27 protein-coding genes are annotated in these 23,887 nt (G+C 33.3%); 15 read left to right on the forward strand and 12 right to left on the reverse strand.

The genetic code is table 11. The features are described 5' to 3' along the window. Positions 1 to 83: 83 nt before the first annotated feature. Positions 84 to 845, reverse strand: a complete 762-nt coding sequence (locus EP747_RS04020) for an Mrp/NBP35 family ATP-binding protein (protein ID WP_129688630.1) — start codon at positions 843 to 845, stop codon at positions 84 to 86. Between the two features lie 171 nt (positions 846 to 1,016). On the opposite strand from EP747_RS04020, the gene EP747_RS04025 reads away from it, so the two are divergent. The 5 genes from EP747_RS04025 to EP747_RS04045 are packed head-to-tail and all read left to right on the forward strand — an operon-like array spanning position 1,017 to position 5,630. Beyond that, positions 1,017 to 2,195 carry an MFS transporter gene (locus tag EP747_RS04025; RefSeq protein ID WP_205753800.1) on the forward strand — a complete coding sequence of 393 codons (1,179 nt, stop codon included), beginning with the start codon at positions 1,017 to 1,019 and terminating at the stop codon, positions 2,193 to 2,195. Continuing rightward, entirely contained in the window at positions 2,192 to 4,318 is a 2,127-nt protein-coding gene (fdhF, locus tag EP747_RS04030) for a formate dehydrogenase subunit alpha (protein ID WP_129688631.1), read from the forward strand. The genes EP747_RS04025 and fdhF overlap by 4 nt, the downstream gene beginning before the upstream one ends. Positions 4,319 to 4,340: 22 nt before the next feature. Then, entirely contained in the window at positions 4,341 to 4,883 is a 543-nt protein-coding gene (locus tag EP747_RS04035) for a 4Fe-4S dicluster domain-containing protein (protein WP_129688632.1), read from the forward strand. A gap of 29 nt (positions 4,884 to 4,912) precedes the next feature. Continuing rightward, the gene (locus EP747_RS04040; protein ID WP_129688633.1) at positions 4,913 to 5,446 is read left to right on the forward strand and encodes a ubiquinol-cytochrome c reductase iron-sulfur subunit; all 534 of its coding nucleotides are present in this window, start codon (positions 4,913 to 4,915) and stop codon (positions 5,444 to 5,446) included. Next, the gene (locus EP747_RS04045) at positions 5,436 to 5,630 is read left to right on the forward strand and encodes a hypothetical protein (RefSeq protein ID WP_129688634.1); all 195 of its coding nucleotides are present in this window, start codon (positions 5,436 to 5,438) and stop codon (positions 5,628 to 5,630) included. Before EP747_RS04040 ends, EP747_RS04045 begins: the two co-directional genes overlap by 11 nt. A gap of 125 nt (positions 5,631 to 5,755) precedes the next feature. Here EP747_RS04045 and EP747_RS04050 read toward each other — a convergent pair whose 3' ends face one another. Continuing rightward, positions 5,756 to 6,292, reverse strand: coding sequence for a hypothetical protein (locus EP747_RS04050; RefSeq protein ID WP_129688635.1), 537 nt, complete (start codon positions 6,290 to 6,292; stop codon positions 5,756 to 5,758). A 111-nt stretch (positions 6,293 to 6,403) separates the two neighbouring features. Between EP747_RS04050 and EP747_RS25060 the strand changes: the two genes are divergently transcribed. After that, positions 6,404 to 6,526, forward strand: coding sequence for a hypothetical protein (locus EP747_RS25060; protein ID WP_268895569.1), 123 nt, complete (start codon positions 6,404 to 6,406; stop codon positions 6,524 to 6,526). Here EP747_RS25060 and EP747_RS04055 read toward each other — a convergent pair. From EP747_RS04055 to EP747_RS04070, 4 genes are all read right to left on the reverse strand, one after another. Next, on the reverse strand, positions 6,506 to 7,030 hold the full coding sequence (locus tag EP747_RS04055; RefSeq protein ID WP_235832740.1) for a hemerythrin domain-containing protein: 525 nt from the start codon (positions 7,028 to 7,030) through the stop codon (positions 6,506 to 6,508). The two genes, EP747_RS25060 and EP747_RS04055, sit on opposite strands and share 21 nt — an antisense overlap. 180 nt (positions 7,031 to 7,210) lie before the next feature. Further along, positions 7,211 to 8,719, reverse strand: a complete 1,509-nt coding sequence (locus EP747_RS04060; protein ID WP_129688636.1) for an MFS transporter — start codon at positions 8,717 to 8,719, stop codon at positions 7,211 to 7,213. 129 nt (positions 8,720 to 8,848) lie between these two features. Continuing rightward, entirely contained in the window at positions 8,849 to 9,292 is a 444-nt protein-coding gene (locus EP747_RS04065; protein WP_129688637.1) for a hypothetical protein, read from the reverse strand. Positions 9,293 to 9,622: 330 nt separating this feature from the next. Beyond that, positions 9,623 to 10,339 (reverse strand): Crp/Fnr family transcriptional regulator, encoded by a 717-nt coding sequence (locus tag EP747_RS04070; RefSeq protein ID WP_129688638.1) that lies wholly within the window; start codon positions 10,337 to 10,339, stop codon positions 9,623 to 9,625. A 316-nt stretch (positions 10,340 to 10,655) separates the two neighbouring features. Between EP747_RS04070 and moaA the strand changes: the two genes are divergently transcribed. After that, positions 10,656 to 11,663, forward strand: coding sequence for a GTP 3',8-cyclase MoaA (gene moaA, locus EP747_RS04075; protein WP_129688639.1), 1,008 nt, complete (start codon positions 10,656 to 10,658; stop codon positions 11,661 to 11,663). Positions 11,664 to 11,854: 191 nt separating this feature from the next. On the opposite strand, the gene hcp is transcribed toward moaA, so the two are convergent. From hcp to EP747_RS04095, 4 genes are all read right to left on the reverse strand, one after another. Next, a complete protein-coding gene (hcp, locus tag EP747_RS04080) occupies positions 11,855 to 13,144 on the reverse strand; it encodes a hydroxylamine reductase (RefSeq protein ID WP_129688640.1) in 1,290 nt (429 codons plus the stop codon). 237 nt (positions 13,145 to 13,381) lie between these two features. Further along, positions 13,382 to 14,461 (reverse strand): glycerophosphodiester phosphodiesterase, encoded by a 1,080-nt coding sequence (locus EP747_RS04085; RefSeq protein ID WP_235832741.1) that lies wholly within the window; start codon positions 14,459 to 14,461, stop codon positions 13,382 to 13,384. A 175-nt stretch (positions 14,462 to 14,636) separates the two neighbouring features. Continuing rightward, on the reverse strand, positions 14,637 to 16,154 hold the full coding sequence (locus tag EP747_RS04090; protein ID WP_129688641.1) for an MDR family MFS transporter: 1,518 nt from the start codon (positions 16,152 to 16,154) through the stop codon (positions 14,637 to 14,639). After that, positions 16,154 to 16,630, reverse strand: a complete 477-nt coding sequence (locus EP747_RS04095) for a MarR family winged helix-turn-helix transcriptional regulator (RefSeq protein WP_129688642.1) — start codon at positions 16,628 to 16,630, stop codon at positions 16,154 to 16,156. Before EP747_RS04095 ends, EP747_RS04090 begins: the two co-directional genes overlap by 1 nt. 353 nt (positions 16,631 to 16,983) lie before the next feature. On the opposite strand from EP747_RS04095, the gene EP747_RS04100 reads away from it, so the two are divergent. Further along, positions 16,984 to 17,481 carry a GrpB family protein gene (locus EP747_RS04100; RefSeq protein ID WP_129688643.1) on the forward strand — a complete coding sequence of 166 codons (498 nt, stop codon included), beginning with the start codon at positions 16,984 to 16,986 and terminating at the stop codon, positions 17,479 to 17,481. A 28-nt stretch (positions 17,482 to 17,509) separates the two neighbouring features. On the opposite strand, the gene EP747_RS04105 is transcribed toward EP747_RS04100, so the two are convergent. Both EP747_RS04105 and mciZ read right to left on the reverse strand, forming a co-directional pair. After that, a complete protein-coding gene (locus tag EP747_RS04105; RefSeq protein WP_129688644.1) occupies positions 17,510 to 18,421 on the reverse strand; it encodes an aldo/keto reductase in 912 nt (303 codons plus the stop codon). A gap of 37 nt (positions 18,422 to 18,458) precedes the next feature. Further along, positions 18,459 to 18,608: a Z-ring formation inhibitor MciZ gene (gene mciZ, locus EP747_RS25305; protein WP_129688645.1), complete on the reverse strand. Its 150-nt coding sequence runs from the start codon at positions 18,606 to 18,608 to the stop codon at positions 18,459 to 18,461. Between the two features lie 90 nt (positions 18,609 to 18,698). Between mciZ and EP747_RS04115 the strand changes: the two genes are divergently transcribed. The 7 genes from EP747_RS04115 to xerD all read left to right on the forward strand — a co-directional run bounded on the left by EP747_RS04115 (position 18,699) and on the right by xerD (position 23,815). Further along, positions 18,699 to 19,244, forward strand: a complete 546-nt coding sequence (locus EP747_RS04115) for an NUDIX domain-containing protein (RefSeq protein ID WP_129688646.1) — start codon at positions 18,699 to 18,701, stop codon at positions 19,242 to 19,244. Positions 19,245 to 19,322: 78 nt separating this feature from the next. Further along, the gene (locus EP747_RS04120; protein ID WP_129688647.1) at positions 19,323 to 20,009 is read left to right on the forward strand and encodes a DUF975 family protein; all 687 of its coding nucleotides are present in this window, start codon (positions 19,323 to 19,325) and stop codon (positions 20,007 to 20,009) included. A gap of 151 nt (positions 20,010 to 20,160) precedes the next feature. Then, positions 20,161 to 21,027 (forward strand): alpha/beta fold hydrolase, encoded by an 867-nt coding sequence (locus EP747_RS04125; RefSeq protein ID WP_165346828.1) that lies wholly within the window; start codon positions 20,161 to 20,163, stop codon positions 21,025 to 21,027. Positions 21,028 to 21,294: 267 nt separating this feature from the next. Beyond that, positions 21,295 to 21,945: a stage II sporulation protein M gene (spoIIM, locus tag EP747_RS04130; RefSeq protein ID WP_129688649.1), complete on the forward strand. Its 651-nt coding sequence runs from the start codon at positions 21,295 to 21,297 to the stop codon at positions 21,943 to 21,945. 67 nt (positions 21,946 to 22,012) lie between these two features. Next, positions 22,013 to 22,462, forward strand: coding sequence for a Fur family transcriptional regulator (locus EP747_RS04135; protein ID WP_056466931.1), 450 nt, complete (start codon positions 22,013 to 22,015; stop codon positions 22,460 to 22,462). A 201-nt stretch (positions 22,463 to 22,663) separates the two neighbouring features. Then, entirely contained in the window at positions 22,664 to 22,882 is a 219-nt protein-coding gene (locus tag EP747_RS04140) for a YqzK family protein (RefSeq protein WP_129688650.1), read from the forward strand. Between the two features lie 6 nt (positions 22,883 to 22,888). Further along, on the forward strand, positions 22,889 to 23,815 hold the full coding sequence (xerD, locus tag EP747_RS04145; protein WP_129688651.1) for a site-specific tyrosine recombinase XerD: 927 nt from the start codon (positions 22,889 to 22,891) through the stop codon (positions 23,813 to 23,815). The last annotated feature ends 72 nt before the right edge of the window (positions 23,816 to 23,887 follow it).

The raw sequence follows: 23,887 nt of genomic DNA on the forward strand, positions 1-23,887 counted from the left end.
TGAACTAGAAGTGAGTAATAAAACATTAATAACTTTTAAACAAAAGCGACTTCTACTAAATGAAGTCGCTATTTTAGTATATTTCAATCCCTTATAACAGCATTTAAAGCGTTAAATTTCAGATTAATTGTAGTAGCTAACTCGTTATAATGATGAAACAAACTAGTATTCTCATCATAAATGGACGGAGTAGGTGAATTTTCGATAACTTCCTCAATCGGAAGTTTGGCAAGTACCTTCGTTCCTAATCGATCGGCTAAAAAATCGCCTCCGCCTTTTCCGAATATATAGTACTTTTCGGATCCTTCGTTAGGTTGGAAGTAGGACATATTTTCAACTACTCCAAGAATATCATGGTTTGCTTTTAGGGCCATCGTTCCTGCTCTCTCGGCGACAATTGATGCCGTTTGATGAGGGGTAGTGACAATAATTTCTTTACTTTGAGGAATAATGTGATGCATATCGAGTGCGATATCACCGGTCCCTGGAGGCATGTCTAGAATGAAATAGTCTAATTCTCCCCAAATGACATCTTTACTGAAATGCTCAACCATTTTTCCTAACATAGGTCCTCTCCAAACAACCGGATCGTTGTTTTTGATGAAAAAACCCATCGATATAATTTTTACTCCGTGTGACTCCACAGGGATGATTTTTCCATTAAAAGTTTTTGGCCTGATGTCGGTATTCAGCATTTTAGGAATGCTAAATCCATAAATATCTAAATCAATTAAAGCAACTCTTTTTCCCTGTCTAGCAAGGGAAACTGCAAGATTTGTCGCTACGGTTGACTTACCTACCCCACCTTTTCCACTTGTTATAGCGATTACACTACCTGATAACATGTTCACACCTCTTTTTAAATTTCAAGGGTCTATTGTGTGATGTACTTCACAGTCTTTGAAATAGTCTTTCTGTACAATTATGACAAAGAAGAAGACTTCATCATGTACCCAATTTTATCAATTAATCAGGCACTTCGATGTTAAAAAAGTCACATGGAGGTTGAACATGAGATGAGAAAATCCCTCGAGCGCTCATTTTACTCAAAAAGCAGTATGTATTCATTTTTTATTATTTTACTTCTACTCTTTACAACGTGGGTTGGAACAGACCGGTTTTTACACTTCGATATGGCATTAATGGGTTATTTTATTTCTTCGCTCATTTTTGCAGTAGGCTTAACGATCAGGATGTCAGCATGGCTTATCAGGCCGGCAACACATCAGGTGATAAAGCGCAGTTTGAAAAATTTAAAAGAAAATTCTAGAAAAAAACGTAATCTAGTATCGATCACCAAAACAGCATTTGAAAATATTTTCTTACAGAAATTTATCTTTAAAAGGGGAATTTACAGAGGAGTACAGCATTTTCTAATTTCTTGGGGATGCATCGGTTCCTTTGCAATCACCTTTGGTTTGACATTTGGTTGGATGCACTTTGAGCTCGTTGATCCAAATACATACACGATTGTCGTTATGGGTGTAGATACCATTACAATGGCGGCACACGGTATATTTGCTGAAATGGTTTACAACGGGCTAAACATAACAGCAAGTATGGTTCTTATTGGTGTAATCATGGCAATCGTAAGAAGAATTATGAGTCAAGATGTGAAGGTGACACAACGAGCTGAATTTGATTTATTACCTTTATATCTACTATTAGCTGTAACAGTTACAGGACTTCTATTAACTGTTTCATATGTACTTTTAGACGGTTGGATGCATCATTACTTAACACTTATTCACCAATTGACAGTCGTAATTTTACTTATCTATTTTCCATTCGGAAAGTTATTTCATTTACCGATCCGTCCATTAGCAACAGCAGTTCCAATGAACTATCAACAAGAACTTAGGGTAGATACGAGGCCATGTAAAAGATGTGGGACACTCTATAGTTCTGATGATCAAATTAGTGATGTAAAAGATATATTAGCTGCCCAAAGTTTTGATTTACAACTAGAAGATAGAAGTTATCTCTCAGACTATTGTTTACCGTGTCGAAGAAGAATTAGAGTCATGAAACAGCTAAATTCAGAGCCACATCTTAAGAGCAGTAATCCAATATCTACTCTAAATGGAATTCAAATGTCTGGATTTAGCAAAAAGAGATCTGATGACTATTATCATTTTCCAGAGGAAGTACAAAGAGATATTGATCAATATAACAAAGGGGATCGTGAAAAATGAGCCAATACATTGTCAAAGAAGGTGTTAAAAACCTTCATAAACCAGGAGAAAAATTAATTACTACCCATTGCTGTTACTGTGGAATGCAGTGTGGTATGCATATACGTGTGAATGAGAAGTCGGGAAAGGTAGTTGGGGTAGAGCCAAGATATGACTGGCCAGTTACAAGAGGGAAAATGTGTCCAAAGGGAGTAACCGCTTACCAAACTGTTGAGCACGATGAACGAATCCTTACACCACTTATTAAGAAAAACGGTGAATTTGTTAAATCTACTTGGAAAGAAGCGCTAGACCTTATAGAAGAAAACTTTAAACGGATCCAAAAAGAAAGTGGAAGAGACGCTATATCTGTTTTTGGTGGGGTATCTATGACGAATGAAAAATGTTATTTAGTAGGTAAATATGCGAGAGTTGGTCTCGGTACAAGGTTTATCGATTACAATGGTCGATTCTGTATGAGCTCTGCTGCAGGTGGATTCCTTAAGACACTCGGAACTGACAGAGGTTCAACTCTTCCGTGGCCTGAATTAGAACATACGGATTGTTTCTTTATCGCTGGTTCAAATACAGCGGAGTGTCATCCTACGAGCATTCAATGGTTGTGGAGAGCTAAGGACAAGGGAGCTAAATTGATTGTGGCAGATCCGCGAGAGACTCCAACAGCGCGTGTTGCAGATGTACATTTGGATCTTAAGCCGGGTACAGATTCTGCATTGGCGAACGGAATGCTTCATCTACTTATTAAAAATGGCTATGTAGATCAAGACTATGTAAATGAAAGATGTAATAATTTTGAAGAACTAAAGAAAACAGTTGAAAAGTTTACACCCGAATATACTTCAAAGATAACAGGCGTGTCGATTGGAAAGATTTTAAAAGCTGCTCATATTTATGGATTATCTCAAAAATCAGTTGTTATGTTTGCGAGAGGTGTAGAGCAACAGTCAAAAGGTGTAGATAACGTTTCACTTTATACATCGATGGCACTGCTTAGAGGACAAATAGGTAAATTTGCTTCCGGGGTTGCTACTTTTACTGGACAGGGAAATGGTCAAGGAGGAAGAGAGCACGGGCAAAAAGCCGACCTTTTACCAGGATATAGAAAGCTAACAGATCCAGAAGCTGTGAAGTATGTATCAAAAGTATGGGGAATCGATCCAAGCGAAATGCCAAAACCAGGTGTTTCTGCTTATGAAATGTTCGATGAAATTCAAAAAGGCAACATTCGTGGTATGCATGTTATTTGTAGTAACCCTGCAGTCTCTGCACCAAATCTCGAACATATTTGGAACGGGTTTAGGAAACTTGATTTCTTAGTTGTCAGTGATTTCTTCTTATCTGAAACAGCAGAGTTTGCTGACGTAGTATTACCAACTACTACATGGGCAGAGGATGAAGGAACAACAACCAACCTCGAAGGCCGAGTGATCCGAATCCGTAAAGTACGTGAACCTTTAGGTGAATCAAAGCCAGATTGGGAGATTGTTAGCTTAATTGCCAAACGATTGGGTAAAGGTAAATATTTTCCATATAAAAATGCTGAAGAAGTTTTTGAAGAGTTTCGCTTAGCCACTAAAGGTGGAAAAGCAGACTACTACGGAATAACATGGGATCGAATTGATAAAGAAGACGGAGTGTTTTGGCCTTGTCCTTCCGAAGACCATCCAGGAACTCCAACGATGTTTATAAACCAGTTTGGAACGCCAGACGGTAAAGCTAATTTACCTTGCGTTGAATGGAAAGAAGCAGGTGAAACTCCAACGAAGGAGTATCCTTTGTTCTTAACGACAGGAAGGGTTGTGTTTCACTATTTATCTGGTGCTCAAACAAGAAGAGTCAAGTTTCTGATGGAACAATGTCCAGAGCCATTTGCTGAGATGCATCCGGCACTTGCAAGCCAATATGGATTGGAGAATGGCGACCTTGTAAAGTTGATCACACCGCGCTCCCATATGGTTGTAAAAACGAAATTAACAAAAGCTACGAGAAGAGATACGGTGTTTGTTCCATATCATTGGGGAAAAGAATTAGCGGTCAATCAATTAACAAATCCATGTTTAGATCCGATTTCGAGAATGCCAGAATTTAAAGTATGCTCACTGAAGATTGAGAAATATAAATAACTTTTGAATGGAGTCGGGATAGATGAATAAAATCATGTATTTAGAATTTGAGCGATGTATTGGATGTCGTTCATGTCAAGCAGCTTGCCGAGAATGTGGTGATCATGATGCAAAAGAAAGAAACTATGTAGAATATGTTGATTTCATGGAAAGTCGACAAACCTATCCGATGCTTTGTATGCAATGTAAAGATCCAGCCTGTGCACGAGTTTGTCCCGCGAATGCCATTCAAATAACAGAGGAAGGTGTAGTTCTTTCAGCAATGGAAGAGAAATGTATTGGATGTAGAAATTGTACTTTTGGATGTCCGTTCGGTATTCCTAAGTTCGATTTTGAAGAAAATAAAATGTACAAATGTGACATGTGCTACGATCGCTCAAAATACGATATTGCACCAATGTGTGCTTCTGTATGTCCTAGTGATGCGATTCGTTTTATTGACTTTGATGAAATGCAGCAGCTGCGTAGAAGAAGATCTCAGATGAATCTCGTTGAAGGTAAAAAACCACAAGAAGGAAATAAGTGGGATTACGTTCCAGAATTCTTTGGAGTATATACAGAATAAGTTCATATAAGGCGAAAGGAGACGGACTTATGCCTCAAGATAATAAAAGTAAACGAAATATAAAAGAAACAAATGATGATATGATTAACTTAATCGATAACTTAAACAGGAATGAAGATTTAAAATTAAATAGAAGATCTTTTCTGAAGTCTGTTGTAGGTGCTTCTGTTACTCTTGGCTTAGCAACTGTTCCATTTTCAGCTATTGCCCTTAATAACAAGAAAGAAGATTTAAACAGACAAAAGATTATCGGATTGAAAGACTTACCAAAAGATAGTGCAATAAACTTTAACTATCCAACAGCCGATGAACCTGCGATACTAGTACACACAAAAGATGGTAATCTAAAAGCCTATAATAATAAATGCACTCATTTACAATGTCCTGTTTTTTATGATAAGGAAGAATCAAAGCTATTGTGCCCTTGTCACCGAGGATTCTTTAGCGTGGACAATGGTCAGCCTCTAGCTGGTCCACCTCAGCGTGAATTACCACTGATTGAGTTAGAAGTAAAAAATGGAGTTGTTTACGCAGTCGGAAGGAAAGTTCGTCATGGTTCATAAAAAATATTGGTTAATCATATTTATAACTTTAATTGTAAATGTAGTGATGCTGCAATGGACGATTGAGTCTTTTTATGGAGAAGAATATGAACATGTTAGGCTATATACTGTTATAGGAGTTGTTTCTTCTATCGTTTGCTTTCTTACCTACTTAAAATGGAGAAAGAAAGAATATCAAAAATAATCAAGGGTAAAAGATAGAGTGTATGCTTTAGAAGTAATCATAGAAATCCCCCAGTTTTTAAAAAACTGGGGGATTTTTATTGATTAATCATATTTTGCATGTTTAATAGGTTAAGTATTTTTAAGTTACCACTCGTTTGTTGCTTCAATTAATAAATTGCTTCCTTTAAAGGAACTCTCACCAAAATGTGTAATCAATATACATTCTGTAATATTTGATGAGTGTTCATCCATCTTGTAGCTTATAAACAAACCAGAGGCAATTTCTTTATTTGTGTCATCGTATACTCGTACTTTTTTTCCCTCTAAACTACGTAGTTTCGCTTTTTGAAGAAAGGCAACCCAATATTCCCAATTTGTAATGATGTATGCTCCTTCTCCATTTGTTAAGTAACCTAATAGACTTTGAGAATCATTATATTCAGCATTAAGAGCTAGAATAAGATTCTTAATAATATGATTTACAATGGTATATTGTTTAAGATTCAATTGTGGGGAGAAATTAATTTTTATAGATCTTTTATTGGAATCTATCACACCTTCTAATTTAATATTATTGTTTGTGTAAATATACGTTCCTTCTTGTATTCTAAATCCTTTCATATGAAGAGTATGTTCTATAGATTTTTCAGGGCTAATAGCGTGTAATTCAACAGTTAACATGATGAATATCTCCTCCTGTGACTTTATCGCTTACGATCTATTCACTCCTTATTATAGAAGATAACGAAGAAAGCTCCTGTGACATTTATTACAGGTAAGTGGAGGATAAGTATGATAAACATAGTTCATCACACAAAAAGAAAGTGGTCCCCATTAAAAGGACCACCTTATGTGTTTTTAATTAAAGCATCAGGTCGCACCAAACCATTAGATTCAGTCTTTTATAACATCTAATAAACTATTTTTTTCACTTTCAGACAGGATGTACTGAGCCATAGGAAACAGCACCTGTTCTTCTTTCATAAAATGTGAAGTTAATACATGATAAGCTTCAATTACTAGATTACAAATTTCATCAAAGTTACTGTTAATACTTATGACCTCTGTTTTAGTGAGGAATTGTCTTATTAAACTTTTCGCCTGATCATGTTCCATTTCCATTACTGCAATAGGGCCATTTTCCCTTCCAATATGTTTAGCCATTAATTCAAATAAATGACCTTCTTCTTTTTGTGAGTGAGGATCTAGAATGGCTATAAATGTCATGACTTTGGAGAGTAGTTCTTCTAGTTTTTTTAATTTATTTTCTAGCAAACTTTCATTTATCAATGCATTTGAGCTTTCAAATAAATCCAACTTCTGAACATTTAATCCAGCATGTTCATCCTTAAGTAACTGTAAGGCTTCACATAATTCTACTTGATTATTACTTCCAATCATATTATGACATTCAAACATATTTTTTTCCTCCAAATAGAGTTATTTACTAACTTAATAATATAAAATATTGACTGACAGTGATGTGATTCTACTCACATTTGAAATGTGGATTTTTGAAAAACTAAATAGATGGTTTCTTTGATCTGCTTCAGTGACGTTTTTGACAAGTTATAGATATAGGATAAACTACATTTTAAGTTAGTTTATTTTATTCTTACTTGTGGATAAATCACTAAATTGACCAATATAATAAATCACTTTCCCATTATCGTTACACACTTGAGTGATTGTCAGCCATTCTAAATAAACTTCACCATTTTTACGCTTGTTCCAAATTTCACCTTGCCAATTACCTTGGTCTTTAAGCTGTTTCCAAAGTTGTGTATAGAATGCTTTGTTGTGATGACCAGATTGAAGGATACTTGGCTTTTTCCCAATCACTTCTTCTTTTTTGTAGCCTGTTACTTTAGTGAAGAAAGGATTTACTTTTTGAATTACTCCTTGTTCATTTGTTACCATCATTGCTTGGGCTGTATTTTCTAATATTTTATATTCGGTTTTCAATTTTTCACGGAAAGTCATCCATACTACAATTACAAAACTGAGAAGCGCAAATTCAGATAATGCCATAAATCCAATCGCATAATGTCCTGTCAAGCTAAACACAGATGTTAAAATTAATGGAGGGAAGAAGCCCCCTAAACCTCCCATAGCAGCAACCAACCCATTTACAATTCCAGCTTGTTTTGTAAAGTAATGTGGCACTAATTTAAAGATTGTACCGTTTCCAATCCCTGCGCAAACTGCTACTAATAAAACCCCTACAGTGTATAGTTTAATAGTAGGAGAAAAAGATAATAGAACTCCTGAGAATGTTAATCCACCAAAGACAAACAATAATATGTTGAAAGGATTGAATTTATCTGAAAGAAGGCCACCGATTGGTCGGAAAATTGTTGCTAGGGCAATGAATCCAGCCGTACGTATACCAGCGTCAACAGGACTTAAATTAAAATTATTAACTAAGAAATTTGGTAAATAGATTGTAAAAGCAACAAATGATCCGAATGTAATAAAATAGAATAAATTTAGTGACCATAAAGTTGAATTACGATAAACCTCTTTTACTTGCTTTACAATCGGAACATTTACTTTCTTCTCATTTTTATCACCAAATAGAAAATTTAATAGGGCAAACGCAATTAGTAATACTAAATAAAATCTGACCGTTGTTTCCCAACCAAATGATTTAGCTAAGACAGGTGCGGAAAATGCAGTAATGGCTGTACCGATGTTACCAGATCCATAGATTCCGTTTACAAAACCATGTTTATTTGAAGAGTAATACTTTGGTAGTGAAGTTACTCCGATTGAAAAGATTGCACCACCTATACCAACAAACAATCCTCCAATAACTAAATCTAAAAGTGAATCAGCATGACTAATGAAAAATACAGGAAATAAAAGTGCAAGAAAACAGATGGTGAAAATGGGTCTTGCTCCAAATCGATTTGTGTAATACCCGATTGGAATACGTAGGATGCTTCCTAAAATTACAGGGATGGCAGTGACTAAAGAGACTTGACCATTTGTTAATTCAATATCTTGGCGAATATTCGGCATGAGTGAAGAAATGAGTACCCATACCATGAACCCTACGATGAGACTTGAAGTTTGAAGAGGTAATTGGATTTTAGAACTTTTCATATAATGATGCCCCTTTCAATGGATCAATAATAAAATTTACTAACTAAATATTACCAATCAATCGAAAGAAATGTTGTGAAGTATATCACACAAATGAGGCAAGGATTAATACGTATTTTAAACTATTCGTTAACTCATCATATTGAAAATTTCTTCGTAAGTACTTTGAAGGTTTTTATGTAAAGAGCGTAAAATATTACGTTTTAAAACAGGCTCTTTACAAGACAAGTTTTTTATAAATAGAAATGGGACTTCTATATATGTCGTACACTGGGTAACTTCAAGAATTATGGAATTGTTAACATGAGTATGCAGAAAGATACTAGGCAAGCAAACATCACTTGATTTTAAGTAGCCAATTTTATATTGAAGTCCACTCGATTCTTTCATATGAACATTTACCTTACCGGATAAAATGATAATCAAATTCTGTTCATTGCGAATAGGTATATTTTCATTTGTTTCTCTAAAGTATAGATTGGATGCATCAACTATTTTTTTAAAGATGTTATGATTGATATCTTGAAACAAACAGAGGCTTTTCAAATAAAGTAAATAATCAGGTTTATACAATTTTTTTCTCTCCCTATATTACAAGACCGTATATTTTCATCATTATATAAAAACGATTTGAGCCAAACTGTGACTCTTTTCACACAACTAGCTCAAATAATAGCGATAAGGTGTTGTGAAATCAGATATAAGGAGGGGGAATTTTTTGATTATACAAGTGGAATCTATAATGGACCAATTTATTTTATAAAGAATTACATGTAATTCTTTATAAAATAAATAACCTTAACTATTTAGAGCCTAAGTTAAGGTTACGAAATATCAAGCTTTTAAAATACTATGTAAAGGACTAATTTAATCAGCTTAATACTTTAATAGTCTTATAATGAACTAATCTATGTTACATATATCTTTTGGGCAGTTATCACAGCCGATTTCATTTTTAAGAAATTGTAATTCTTTGATAATAATTTTTCCATCGGGAGAATAACCAATAACATTTTTTTTCTTTAAATCACTTAACATCCGATTAACACTTTCTCTAGTAGCAGCACAAAACTTAGCTAATTCTTGATTGGTAAGATGAATATTAAGAAGAATTCCGTTTTCTGTTAATTCCCCGTAAGAGTTCGATATACGAATGAGTGTGGAGTAAAGTGCGCCTTTTTTCCCATTTAATACTAAGTCTCGAATCTTTGATTGATTTTTTCTAAGGTGAGTAGAAATCCATTTCATAAATTCAAATGTCAATGGAGCATGGTTAATTAGTTTTTTCTCCAAAATATCTTTAGGAATGACCTGCACTTCTGCTGTTTCTAATGCGTAAGCGCTAAGCATATAATTTGCATTCTCTGAAAAGAGAGTCAATTCTCCAATTAAGTCATCTTTTTGACAAATGCGAAGATTTAATTCATCACCATATAGAGTCAGCTTACTTATTTGGATAATTCCTGATTTAATAAGATACAATTCTTTAGCATCTTCTCCTTCTTGAAATAAGAAGGTGCCTTTTTTTACTGAACGAGTTGATCCGATTGATTTTAATAAGGAAGCCAAATCATCAGAAACGATTGAAAGGTCACTTTTTCTATTATTATTTTTTTCCATCAAAGTATCTCCGCTCCGTTATAGTTGAACATAAATGTTTTTATGTATTTAACAAGAAAACAAGTATTTTATGTATTACATTTATTATTATAATACCATGCTATTGAATAGCATAGAACTCTAAGGATATAGAATATGAAAAGATTGCTGGAAACCTTATGTAGCAAATTGATAAGTTACTCGTCCACCAAGGCATTCTGGAACATAAATAATGAATAGTTTAAACAACAAGGTTGTGACATACATCATACGGTGAAATAATTTTGTATGCTAATATAAACTATAAATCGTACAAAAGAAGAAGGGGGGCCAAAAAATGATGAATATTCTCGATACCTGTAATCGACCATTACGAGATTTAAGAATATCTGTAACAGACCGTTGTAACTTTAGATGCAGCTATTGTATGCCTAAAGAGATATTTGGAGTTGACTATCCCTTTATGAGTAAAGATGAAATCTTATCCTTTGAGGAAATTGTTCGATTAGCAAAATTATTTGCAAAAATAGGTGTGGAAAAGATTCGTTTAACAGGGGGGGAACCTCTTTTAAGAAAAGATCTACCAATACTGGTTAAGCGTCTTTCAAAAATTGAAGGAATTAAATATGTGACATTAACAACAAATGGTGTATTTTTGGCAAAAAACGCCAAAGCACTTAAAGAAGCAGGAATTTGCCGCGTAAATGTGAGCCTAGATTCTCTTGATGATAAAGTTTTTATGAAGATAAATAATATGAATACGAGCGTTTCCGCAGTTTTAAACGGAATTTCTGCAGCTAAGGAAGCAGGGCTAGAAGTCAAAGTAAATATGGTAGTAAAGAAAGGTTTAAATGATACTGAAGTATTACCAATGGTTCGTTTTTTTAAAGAAAAAAATATTACATTACGATTTATAGAGTATATGGATGTAGGGTGTACAAATGGATGGAATTTTAAAGACGTTATCTCGAAGAAGCAATTATACGATATGATCCAAGAACAATATCAGTTGGAGCCCGTAGAGAAGGAATATATTGGCGAGGTAGCAAAACGATATCGATATAAAGGAACGAATACCGAGGTCGGATTTATCTCATCAGTTACAGAAACCTTCTGCGGTTCATGTACGAGAGCGCGACTATCTACAGATGGAAAGCTATACACCTGTCTATTCGCTTCAGAAGGGTATGACTTAAGGGGAATGTTGCGTTCGGGCGTTACAGATAAATTTATTTCAGCAACAATTCAATCAATATGGGAAAAACGAGATGACAGATACTCTGAGATCCGTACAGAAGAAAGTCATAAAAATCGTAAAATTGAAATGTCTTATATTGGTGGATAAAAAACAACTATTTTTCAATAGTTGTTTTTTTTAGTGCCTATGATTCATTTGTATTTGAAACAAAACATAAAAAACAGAAAAATACGTTCGTTCTTATTGAACAAAGTATAAGCATTCATTGGTATTAGAACTGAAACAAAAATAAACAAAGAACTTCTCATTTAAGAGAAGTTCTTTGTTTATTTAGGCTATTATCCTTGTAATATTGTTTTCAAATCGTCTTGTGCATTTGTAATTAATTTTAAGCCAAATGTATCAACTAAGACATTTAATACGCCTTCATTAATAAAGTCAGGTGCTTTTGGTCCGATTCGAATATCTTGGATTCCAAGGCTAAATAATCCTAATAATATGGCCACAGCTTTTTGCTCAAACCAAGAAAGTATAATACTCACTGGCAATTCATTGACACCACAATTAAAGCTTTCTGCTAATGCAGCCGCAATTTTAATTGTTGAAATTGAATTATTGCATTGCCCTAAATCTATAAATCTAGGAATGTTTGTACCAGTTACAGTACCGTAGTTTACATCATTAAAGCGGAATTTACCGCAAGATGTTGTTAAAACTACTGTATCATTTGGTAAAGAAGTTACAAGCTCACGATAATATTCTCCACCTTTTCCTGGGGCGTCACAACCTGCTACAACAAAGAAGCGTTGAATCTTCCCATTTTTTACAGCTTCTACAATTTCAGGCGCAATAGACAAAACTGTTTCGTGATGGTAACCAGTAGTCATTACTTCCTCTGATTCGATATTTGCTTCTGGTAGTTCCAATGCACGTTGAATTAATGGCGAAAAATCTTCCCCTATAATCTTTGTTACACCTTCTAATCCCGCTACTTCATACGAAAAGAAACGATCTGCATAACTTCCCTTTATTGGCATCACACAGTTTGTGGTTGCTAAGATCGCTCCAGGGAATTTTTCAAATAAACGACGTTGATCAAACCAAGCTTTTCCAATGTTACCTTTTAAATGTTTAAATTTTTTCAATACCGGATAACCGTGAGCCGGTAGCATTTCAGAATGAGTGTAAATATTTAAACCTTTCCCCTCTGTTTGTTTTAACAATTCTTCTAATGCAAATAAATTGTGACCAGTTACAACAATGCATTTTCCTTCGATTTTATTAGAAGAAACTTGTACAGGTTCAGGAATTCCAAAATGTTTTGTATGAGCTTCATCTAATAGCTCCATTACACGAATTGCAGCTTGACCTACTTTCATAGCCATATCAATATGTTCTTGTAAGTTAAAATTAGAGTTTGTTAAAGTCATATATAGAGCTTCATGTGTTACTTGGTCAACAAATGGATCAGTATACCCTAATTGAGCTGCATGTGTTCGATAAGCTGCAATCCCCTTTAACCCATATACAATCGTATCTTGTAAACTTGCAATTGATTCATCTTTTCCACATACACCTATAATCTTACAACCACCAACCGGAGTTTGTTCACATTGGTTACAAAACATCATTCATCCCCCTAACATTTTTACTAACCTTATTATATGGCGGGATATAATCAATGTTTGTGACTTAAATCACATGAAATCTCTAAAGTAATAAATAAATTATTTCAAATAAAAAAAGGTGTCTAAATAGACAGCCTTTTTTTATTCAATAATCAACATTTAGATTTAACAAAGCATATGATTGATTTTTAAAAATTATATATTGAGAGAATAATAGAGTAAATTTAAATTTATGAACTACTTAGCAGAGTAGCTTTTAGGTAACTTAAAATGATTCTGATTCATTACATCACGTAGTCGGTCAGGATAATCTGTTATGATTCCATCAACACCATCGTCAATCAGCTTTTGCATAGTTGGTTGGTCGTCAATTGTCCATGGAATAACCTTCATACCGTACTGGTGAGCTTCTTGAACCATACTTTTAGTAATATAAGGCGTGTAGTTCGCATCAGTAATTTTGCCATCCTGTGGGAAACCATGTACTGGAGAGATTGCATCTACACCTAATGAATGAGCCGCAGTAACGAGATTACCATCAAAGTCATCAATATCGATTCCACCTAACCAAGGGGATTTACCAGGTTTACCAGGTTGTAGAAATTCAGGACCATTAGTTAGCGCAACGAGAGGTAATCGAGGTTCAACCTCATGCATAAGCTTGAGCGCACCCCAGTCAAAACTTTGGATTGACACTTGGTTAAGCATACCAGCTTCTCGAACTTGTTTGGCAACAATTTGAACGAATTCTTCGCGAGGAGCTGTCTGTTCAGGTGCTCCAGCTTCTACTTTCGTTTCGATATTCATCCAAACTTTTTTAGCTTTGTATTGTTTTACAAGATTAAATATTTCGGATAACATTGGCATACGAGCACCAGGACTCAGTTGCTGACCAGGAAATTGGGGTAGACCCTTTGAACCACAATCAAGCGTTCTTACTTGAGCTAGCGTTAAATCTTTTATGTATTTGCCAACGTATGGGTACTCCGAATCACCAACGAATGCTGGTTTTGTGTCAGAGCATTTGGTACCTGTAATCTTACGGTCGTGCGTAATGACAGCTTGATGATCTTCAGTTATTTGTACGTCAAGCTCAAGAGTACTTACGCCGAGTTCAAGTGCATGAGAGAATGAAGCTAAAGTTGACTCAACTGTAAGCCCTAGTCCTCCACGGTGTGCTTGAAGGTCAAATTCTTTTGGACCAAATGACTTAAACGAATTCTTGTTCTCAGAGGGTGTTTGTGCTGAAACTTGGCTAACTCCTGAATATACCATTAGTGATGTTATTGCTGCTAAAATTAACTTTTTCCCATTCAATTTTAATCATCTCCTCATATAAATCTATTACTCTATAAGAATAGATGATAAATTTAAAGTTCAAATGATTAAAATAATAAATAAAAGTAAATAAATGTTGAAAAATGTAAAAATTATTAGTTTTTTAGAGAAAAAAATAAGCCAAATCCATCTTAGATTGGATTTGGCTTTATTTTTATTGAGCTTTTTTCGCTCTATTTTCTTTTACTTCAAAAGTTAACTTTTCTTTACCCATTAAGATAATCGCGATAAATCCTAAAGTAATCGGAATTAGTGTCCATTTAAAAGTAGTTGCAACTGAATGAGCCATTGCTTCTGAGATTTTATGAAGTACTTCTGGTGGAATTTTAGCTCTAGCATCAGCGGATAATAATGCACGTGAGTCAACTTTTCCGCCAAATGCACCTAAATTACCAAGTAAATCACTTAATTTATTTTTAAATACGTGGTTTTGAATTGTACCAAAAATAGTAACACCAATTGTCATACCTAATGTTCTAAAGAAAGTATTTGTTGATGTTGCGATGCCTCGTTTTTGAGGTTCGATTTTGTGTTGAGTTGCCATGCTTAATAATGAGAATGAACAACCCATTCCAAGACCAGCGATAATCATATAAAACGTTACTGTTGACCGAGCTGTATCAGTATCTAATGTGCTTAATAAATACATTCCAATAAAGAATAAAACAACTGAAACTAACATGATGCTTCTATAACTAAATTTACGTACCGATTGTCCTGCTACTTGGCTACCTACAACTGAGCCAAGCATCATCGGAATAAGAATGATACCAGAATTTGTAGCTGTACCACCATAAACTGATTGAACAAAAAGTGGAATTAATACAGTCGTAATAATAAAAGCAGAACCGTAGAAAAATGCAACACCTTGAGTTGCCGCAAATAGTTGCTTTTTAAATAAGCTAAATGAAATAATTGGCTCTTCAACTTTTCTTTCAATTAGAATAAATGCGATAAACAATACTGCAAAGATTGTAAATAAGGAAATAATTGGACCAGAATTCCAATCGTATTCATTTCCACCTAGTTCAAGTGCAAACATTAAACTGACAACTGAACCAACAAGTGTAATTGCACCAAACCAGTCGATTTTAAGTTTTCTAAGGTGCAGATTTTCTTTATAAAACTGAGAAATTAAATATAAAGAAATAATACCTAAAGGTAAGTTGATATAGAAAATCCAACGCCAATCAATTTGATCAGTAATATATGCTCCTAAAAGTGGTCCGAATACACTAGAAAGACCAAAAACTGCACCAAATAAACCAGTCATTTTTCCTCGTTTTTCAGGAGGGAAAATATCGAAAATAATTGTAAAGGCTATTGGCATTAGTGATCCTCCGCCAATTCCTTGAATTGCACGATAAACACTTAATTGAACAATGCTATTTGCTGTTCCACATAATGCTGAACCAATTAAGAAAATTAAAAGTCCTAATAAATAAAATCGTTTACGTCCATACATATCAGATAACTTTCCAAATATCGGCATACTTGCCATAGTAGCAACCAAATATGCAGAGGTTACCCAAATAAATTGGTCTAAACCACCTAGTTCTCCAACAATTGTCGGCATGGAAGCTGAAACAATTGTGTTATCCATAGCCGCCATGAGCATTCCTAATAATAGACCTGCTACGACAAAGCCAACCTTACTTTCTTTTGAAACCATCAAGTTTCCCCCTTATTTAATTCTTTAGTCTCTTTTGGAATCAATTCATTAATATCATTCCAAAATTTAAATAATAATGTTAACTCTTTGTCATCATACTGGTTAAAAATATTAGAAAGAGAGTCAGATAATGGTTTAAAAAGTACTGCTAATTCATCATCACGTTCATACACAGGTTGAATAATTACTCGTCTACGGTCATTAGGATCTTGGATGCGTTCAACAAAATTGACTTTTTCAAGTCGGTCAATAACACCTGTTATAGCACCAGTAGATAGATGTGTTAATTGAGATAACTTTCCAGCTGTAATCGGACCAGTGTGGCAAAGTAATTCTCGACATCGTAAATCAGTCGCATTTAAATGAAGGTTAGAGGCAAGCCCTTCGTTAAAAAGAACGATTGAAGTGCTAAATTTTCTAAATTCCATTATAAGAGACGGAATAAATTCACTTCGAATTATAGGGTTTTCTGACATTACATTCTCTCCTTAAAATATAGGAAGTACTAAAAAAGTTAACGTAACTAAATATCTTAGTAACTAAAATAATTATAGTTCAAAGAAAGCAATTAAAGAAGAAATTGTGAGTATTTTAACCAAAATTTAATTTAGTATTAAATAATGATTTTTGAACATTTTTTAAGTATGACTAGGGAGAAAAGGAATTAGGGGTATTAATTAAACTAGATTAGATTCAGGTCATAAGGAATAGGTAAAAGGTCAATGGTCTTTTTACAGATTTTAATAATCCAATTATCTTTTTCAATAATTAAGTGTCCTTTAACGAATGCTATAAAAGGAAGTTAATGAAAAAAGTGTAGGTGTTCACAATGAAAAAGATTATTGAAATTGTACCTTATCGTACTTCCTGGGAAGAAGATTTTCAGTCTGAAAAAAAGGCAATTGATCTATTATTACCAGAGAAAACAGTGATTTATCATATAGGGAGTACTTCAATTCCGAATATGTTTGCGATGCCAATCATTGACTTAATGATCGTGGTAAAATGCTTAAAAAAGTTTGATGAGTATAGTGATGTTCTAAAAACCTTAGGTTACGAACAAATGGGGGATCAATCTAAGCAAGACAGAAGATTTTTTATCAAATGTGATGATCAATGTAGTTTCCATATTCAAGTATACGAAAAAGGAAATGCTGCTGTTGAACGAAATATTGCATTTAGGGAATATATGATCGCGCATACTGATCAAGCAATGGAATATATAAAATTAAAAAAAGAACTTGCTAAAAACAAATCAGAATATAAAAGGGGACGAAAAGAATTTTTAGATGAAATCGATAGAAAAGCGAGTAAATGGAAGAAATAACACTCCTTCCATAGAAGGAAGGAGTGGCTTAACGATGTTCCTCATATTTCGTAAGAAGTGAAATATCTTTTATTTTAGCGATTTGTTGTGAATTTAATGGTTTTGCAAAGTAAGCGTTAATATTATCTAGTAATTGTTCTTTATTTCTAGCTCCAACAGCTAATGATGCAACTACTTTATGAGAAAGAACATATTGTAATGCTAAACTATGTAAGGATTGTTCCTCATCGAGAAGTTGGAGAAGCTTTTGGATTGTTTCATTACATTCTTGTTCTGAATATGACATATAGCCCTTGTTCGATAGTTTCTTTTCCCATTTACTTGTTAATAGCCCTTTTGCAACGGAACCGCGTGCAATGACAGAAATATTATGTTTTTCGAAAAGCGGAAAAAATTCTTCAGGTCTACGCTCTAGTACATTATATTGCATCATAACACCTTGTATAGATGAATGATTTACAAATCGATTAATAACATTCGGACGAATTGAAGAGATTCCATAATGGCGAATTAAGCCTTCTTTTACTAGTTCATCAAAAGTAAAAATAGTTTCTTCATATTGATCCTCGATAGTTCCACCGTGAAGTTGATAATAATCGATATAATCTGTATTTAGTCTACGTAAACTGTCTTTTACAGCTTCTTTCATATATGCTCTCGATGGATCCCAATACCATTTATTATCATTTGAATTATTCCAACGGTTTCCGACTTTCGTTGCAATAACCACTTGATCTCTACGACCTTTTAAAGCTTTTCCAACGATTTCTTCATTTTTACCGAAATCATATAAATCAGCAGTATCAAAGTAATTGATTCCAGCATCGATTGCAGCATGAATTGTTGAAATCGCCTGATTTTCCTCTGTCCCAAGTGACATACAACCTAAACCAATTTCGGATATTTCTAATAAAGTAGAACCAAGCTTACGTTTTTTCATATAAATCCCTCCAAATTTAATTGTAGGGAAAAGAGAATTATTTTACAACATAGAGAAGCTTGCCATTGGAATTTTGAATCCATTCTTGAACGGTTTTATATTGCATACCAATAACTTCGAGGGTTTTTAAAATTTCTGTTTTGGATCCTACTAGGACAACAGAATTTTCCGTCATACACATTTTCATCAGACTACCTCATTTCAGAAAGTATTATAATGAAATAAATGATAAAATGTATGTGACAACCATATAAATTAGAACAAGGTGATGAAAAAAATGAAAAAATTTGAAGAAAAAACACTAGCAGAAGAAAAAATATTCACAGGAAGAGTTATCTCTCTTTATCATCAAAAGGTAGAATTACCTAATGGAAATACAAGTACGCGTGAAATCGTAAAGCATCCCGGCGCAGTGGCTGTTATTCCAATTACAAATGAAGGAAAAATTGTTTTTGTAGAGCAGTATCGAAAAGCGCTAGAAAGAAGTCTTCTAGAAATTCCAGCAGGAAAATTAGAAAAAGGCGAAGAACCACTTGTAACGGCTAAACGAGAGCTAGAAGAAGAGACTGGATATGAGGCAACCGAGTGGGAGCATATACAATCCTTTTACACTTCACCGGGGTTTGCAGACGAGTACATACATATATATGTAGCAAAAGGTTTAAAGAAATTAGAAAATAGTGCGGCTTTAGACGAAGATGAATTTGTCGAAATTTTTGAGCTAACATTAGACGAGTGTCTAGAAGAGCTAAAAAAAGGTTCAATCCATGATGCAAAAACATGTTTTGCAGTCCAATATTTACAATTATTACAAAAAAATTAAAATAAAATTAAAAATAATTCTCAAAATATGGTAATAAACATGATAAAATAAAGTGACATTTTTTGAGAGGATGAGTAGATGAGAATTTCGTCAATTAAAAAAACAGCTAAAAATCGTCTATCTGGTAATTGGGGAAAAGCGATTTTAACGCTCGTAGTTTTTGGTGTATTACAAGGACTTATTTATCTATTACTTAATGGGCCAGTCAATCATCATTATACAGGGAGTATATTTTTAGATTTGGATCAACAAGACTTAATCCCTGGTGGAATCCAAACCGTAATTGAAATAGTTAATGCAATCTTAAATACGCTACTAGGCTATGGTTTACTAGTTTACTTTATTAAGTTGATTCGTAATGAGGAAAAAAGCATATCGGACATATTTTTCTATTTTAAAAGTGGACATCAATTTATAAGAGGAATAATAGTTGGATTTTTAGTAACTTTATTTACAGTACTATGGACTCTTTTATTAATCATTCCTGGAATTATCAAAGCGATCGCTTATTCACAAGTTGGATATATTTTAAAAGATTATCCAGATATGAATGCTTTAGATGCAATTACTTTAAGTAGAAGAATGATGGATGGGTATAAATGGAAATTCTTTTTACTAGGGCTTTCATTCATCGGTTGGGGTCTATTAGTCATCATCACTTTTGGGCTTGCTTTGTTTTATGTAGCACCATATTTTTATGCTTCTCAGGCTCAATTTTATGAGGAAGTAAAAGAAGCCTACGAAGCAAAAAAAGAAACAATTTAAAAATCTTAAGACTAAAGACGTTAATTTTTTTAACGTCTTTTTTTGATGTCGAAAAACAGCATTTTTATTAAGCAAAAATTAAAGATAAAATAGAAAACAGGAAAAATGAATACAATAAGACAACTAATCAAATACGATGAAGGTGAGAATATTGTTTGTTAATGGTGAGCTTGGCACATATCACGTTCGAGTAAAAGGGGATGGCAAAGTCACAGTTCTTTTAGAATGTGGAATGATGCATACTCTTCATCAATGGAAGTATTTACAAGAAGAGTTGAGTAAATATGCCAAAGTTATAACATACGATCGATTAGGTTATGGAAAAAGTGGAATATGGACGACAGAACGATCAACAGAGCAACAAGCTTTTGAATGCTATGATATTTTATTAGCATTAAATATTAAAAGTCCATTAATAGCTGTAGGACATTCTCTAGGGGCATATATTATATTCCAATTGTCTCGGCTTTTTCCAAATGCTATCCAATCAATGATTTTACTCGATCCAACACATCCGACTCTAGAGGAACATGAGCAGAAATTATATGATAAGTTACTATATCAATTTGCGTTAATGATGAAGAATGCGAACCAATTTAATCTTACTAAGGCAATTCCAAATAAATTAATTAATAAAATAATGAAAACTGCCCCAGATAATCAGTTCGAAATTATTAGCTCAATTAAGAGCTATAAGCATTGGAAGACGGTTGTCAGTGAGTGGAAAAACCTAAAATATAGTAACTTTCGTATAAAGGACGCATTGAAAATAAAAATGAATATTCCTTTACTAGTATTAACAGCTTCCAATCAAAGTGGCTTACAGCTTAACCTGAAGAAAAAAAAGGAATTACTACATAAAGTTGAACAATATCATAATGAATATTGTGAAACAACGAATCATGGTAACCGTCAAACATTAGAAGGCTACACACATTCAACTATTTATGGAAATAATGAAGAAAATGCAAAATCGATCGGTCAAATCATAAAAAAACAAATTGAATTATTAAATTAAAACAAAGCTGTTTTAGTCGTTGCCTGACTTTAACAGCTTTTTTATATTTTTTTCAAAATTTTTGTTGAAAATAATTCAATTTCGTATTCAAATGTTTACGCTACGAAAAAAAGAGCGTCCTAGAAAGGAAACATTATTCCTCTCCATAAAATAGCAATAAGAGCTACTTTTTCTTTATTATTAATTTTCCAACTTTTATAAATTAATAGAATAAATTACTTGTCCATTCATAAAATGAAGAGAGAATATAGTGCAGGAGATGATATCATGACAAGAAGCTCAGTCAAATCAACGATGAAAAAACATGTTAAAGATTATTTGTCACTCTATATTTTTGTTAGTGTGATCTTACTTTTTGGTGTAGTATTTGGAGCAGTCATCGTAAATAGTATGAATGTGAGTCAAAAGCAGGATATTCTATCCTTTATTACACATTTTTTTGGACAAGTTAATAATGGAGATTATATTAGCGGAAATGAAGTGTTCCTTTCTAGCTATTCTTCTCATTTGAAGTTTTTAGCATTGATTTGGATTTTAGGGATCTCAATCATCGGATTACCAATCATTCTTATTTTATTATTTATGAAAGGATTGGTAGTTGGATTTACAGTTGGATTTTTAGTCAATCAATTAGGATGGCATGGTATTTTATTAGCATTTTCTTCTGTTTTTCCACAAAATGTTATCGTTTTACCATTATATATACTATTAACAGTTTTAGCAGTTCAGCTATCTATTCGAATGCTTCGAAAACAATTTATTAAAAATGATAATGAACCAATTATGAAACAGTTAGTCTCGTATTCTATTGTATTTGGAATTGTTGCTGTTTGCTTAAGTATTGCAAGTATTATTGAGGCATATGGTTCAACTTATTTTTTAAAAGCCATCTCAGAAATAATTGTTTCAAAAAATTAACAAATAATTTTTGACACTTTCTCTTTCTTTGTTATAATTATTATCAAGTGGCGAGGGAGTGAAAAGAATGGAAGAACGAGTTGAAAGAATAAAGAAACAACTACATTTAGCAGGATACAAATTAACACCACAACGGGAATCCACTGTTCGTGTTTTATTAGAAAACGAAGAAGATCACCTAAGTGCAGAAGATGTTTACCTCCTAGTGAAAGAAAAATCGCCAGAAATTGGACTTGCTACTGTTTATCGTACGTTAGAATTACTAACTGAGTTAACAATTGTTGATAAAATAAATTTTGGTGATGGCGTTTCAAGATACGACTTAAGACATGAAGGTGCACAACATTTTCACCATCATTTAATTTGCACGGTTTGCGGAGCAGTAGATGAAATTCATGAAAATCTATTAAGTGAAGTTGAAAAGACAGTTGAAGAACGTTGGAATTTTAAAATTAAAGATCATCGATTATCATTTCATGGTGTATGTCATCGTTGCCATGATCAAAACGAAGAGTAGTAAAATGATTTTAATTTAATTAAAATCATTTTATTTTTGATTCTTAAAAGACGGAGCAGTTCAATAAAAAGAGTCTGCTCTTTTTCATGTTCTAAAAAATAGACTGAATGATTAATGTTGATTTTTTGAAGTATGATTTGTCCTATTTTTGCATAGTATGTAGTAATGATGTCTTTACTTCTAGCAAAAGGTGGTGGTCATATGAAAAAAAAAGCAAGTATTGTTTTTAATGTAATAAAAGTTACAATTTTATTCATTACATGTACAATTTTATTTTATTTTGCTATTCAATGGATTCATTCTGAATATGAAAATATGCATCGATATGACCGACCTGAAGGCTCAATGTTAAAGGTGGACACTCATCAAAAGGATGGTGCTTTTAACCAATTGGTACGGTTTTATCAAAACGGGGAGTAATGAAATGTGACAACGACTGATAAAACACCTTTTAAAAAAGAATTTGATTTTGCAACTGAGGATTTTATCCATTTTATCCAAGTTGAAAAAGGTTTATCTAAAAATACAATTCTATCATATGGTAAGGATTTAGAAAGCTACGGAAAATATTTGGACGTTGTTGAAAATATAAATGGTCTCTCAAATATAACTAGGTTACATATTATTAGTTATTTAAAATATTTAAAAGAAAGAGATTTAACGGCTCGAACAATGGCTCGTCAATTAGCAACAATTCGCTCATTTCATCAATTTTTAATTCGTGAGGTTGATGGGATGAAAGACGATCCTTCACTATTAATAGAAATTCCAAAAGCCCCAAAAGTACTTCCAAAGGTTTTATCACTACAGGAAGTAGAGGCTTTATTAGAAGTACCTGATCAATCTACATTTGGTTTAAGAGATAAAGCAATGTTAGAATTGTTATATGCTACTGGCATGCGGGTGTCTGAGTTATTATCATTAAATCTATCTGACATTAATTTAACAATGGGTTTTGTGCGATGTTTAGGTAAAGGGAGTAAAGAAAGAATTATTCCTTTAGGTAAACTTGCGATTGAATCAATTGAAAATTATTTAAAATTAGCAAGAAACGAATTAAAGGGTAAAAAAAGTAATGATGCATTTTTTTTAAATCATCATGGAAATAGAATGTCTAGACAAGGATTTTGGAAAAACTTAAAAAAACAAGCTGAAAAAGCAAATATTCAACATGAATTAACACCGCATACTTTACGTCATTCATTTGCAACGCACTTATTAGAAAATGGCGCTGATTTAAGATCAGTTCAAGAAATGCTAGGACATGCAGATATATCTACAACTCAGATTTATACACATGTTACGAAAAATAGACTTAAGGATGTTTATAAGGAGTTTCACCCAAGAGCTTAAATTAAGCTCTTTTTTCTTGTAAAATGATTGTTATAATGTAAAAAGCATAATATATTAAATTAATCATGTTTG

Origin of the sequence: Gottfriedia acidiceleris (assembly GCF_004138285.1) — a bacterium.
GTDB classification, from domain to species: domain Bacteria; phylum Bacillota; class Bacilli; order Bacillales; family Bacillaceae_G; genus Gottfriedia; species Gottfriedia acidiceleris_A.

Coding starts and splice junctions, on each gene's coding strand:
- EP747_RS04020 (WP_129688630.1), bottom strand. CDS start 845: ATGTTATCAGGTAGTGTAATCGCTATAACAAGTGGAAAAGGTGGGGTA.
- EP747_RS04070 (WP_129688638.1), bottom strand. CDS start 10,339: ATGGAAAAAAATAATAATAGAAAAAGTGACCTTTCAATCGTTTCTGAT.
- EP747_RS04055 (WP_235832740.1), bottom strand. CDS start 7,030: ATGTTTGAATGTCATAATATGATTGGAAGTAATAATCAAGTAGAATTA.
- EP747_RS04050 (WP_129688635.1), bottom strand. CDS start 6,292: ATGTTAACTGTTGAATTACACGCTATTAGCCCTGAAAAATCTATAGAA.
- fdhF (WP_129688631.1), top strand. CDS start 2,192: ATGAGCCAATACATTGTCAAAGAAGGTGTTAAAAACCTTCATAAACCA.
- EP747_RS04115 (WP_129688646.1), top strand. CDS start 18,699: ATGAAAAAATTTGAAGAAAAAACACTAGCAGAAGAAAAAATATTCACA.
- EP747_RS04045 (WP_129688634.1), top strand. CDS start 5,436: ATGGTTCATAAAAAATATTGGTTAATCATATTTATAACTTTAATTGTA.
- mciZ (WP_129688645.1), bottom strand. CDS start 18,608: ATGAAAATGTGTATGACGGAAAATTCTGTTGTCCTAGTAGGATCCAAA.
- EP747_RS04040 (WP_129688633.1), top strand. CDS start 4,913: ATGCCTCAAGATAATAAAAGTAAACGAAATATAAAAGAAACAAATGAT.
- EP747_RS04025 (WP_205753800.1), top strand. CDS start 1,017: ATGAGAAAATCCCTCGAGCGCTCATTTTACTCAAAAAGCAGTATGTAT.
- hcp (WP_129688640.1), bottom strand. CDS start 13,144: ATGTTTTGTAACCAATGTGAACAAACTCCGGTTGGTGGTTGTAAGATT.
- EP747_RS04140 (WP_129688650.1), top strand. CDS start 22,664: ATGAAAAAAAAAGCAAGTATTGTTTTTAATGTAATAAAAGTTACAATT.
- EP747_RS04035 (WP_129688632.1), top strand. CDS start 4,341: ATGAATAAAATCATGTATTTAGAATTTGAGCGATGTATTGGATGTCGT.
- EP747_RS04100 (WP_129688643.1), top strand. CDS start 16,984: ATGAAAAAGATTATTGAAATTGTACCTTATCGTACTTCCTGGGAAGAA.
- EP747_RS04095 (WP_129688642.1), bottom strand. CDS start 16,630: ATGTCAGAAAACCCTATAATTCGAAGTGAATTTATTCCGTCTCTTATA.
- spoIIM (WP_129688649.1), top strand. CDS start 21,295: ATGACAAGAAGCTCAGTCAAATCAACGATGAAAAAACATGTTAAAGAT.
- EP747_RS04060 (WP_129688636.1), bottom strand. CDS start 8,719: ATGAAAAGTTCTAAAATCCAATTACCTCTTCAAACTTCAAGTCTCATC.
- EP747_RS04135 (WP_056466931.1), top strand. CDS start 22,013: ATGGAAGAACGAGTTGAAAGAATAAAGAAACAACTACATTTAGCAGGA.
- EP747_RS04090 (WP_129688641.1), bottom strand. CDS start 16,154: ATGGTTTCAAAAGAAAGTAAGGTTGGCTTTGTCGTAGCAGGTCTATTA.
- moaA (WP_129688639.1), top strand. CDS start 10,656: ATGATGAATATTCTCGATACCTGTAATCGACCATTACGAGATTTAAGA.
- EP747_RS04105 (WP_129688644.1), bottom strand. CDS start 18,421: ATGAAAAAACGTAAGCTTGGTTCTACTTTATTAGAAATATCCGAAATT.
- EP747_RS04120 (WP_129688647.1), top strand. CDS start 19,323: ATGAGAATTTCGTCAATTAAAAAAACAGCTAAAAATCGTCTATCTGGT.
- EP747_RS25060 (WP_268895569.1), top strand. CDS start 6,404: ATGATAAACATAGTTCATCACACAAAAAGAAAGTGGTCCCCATTAAAA.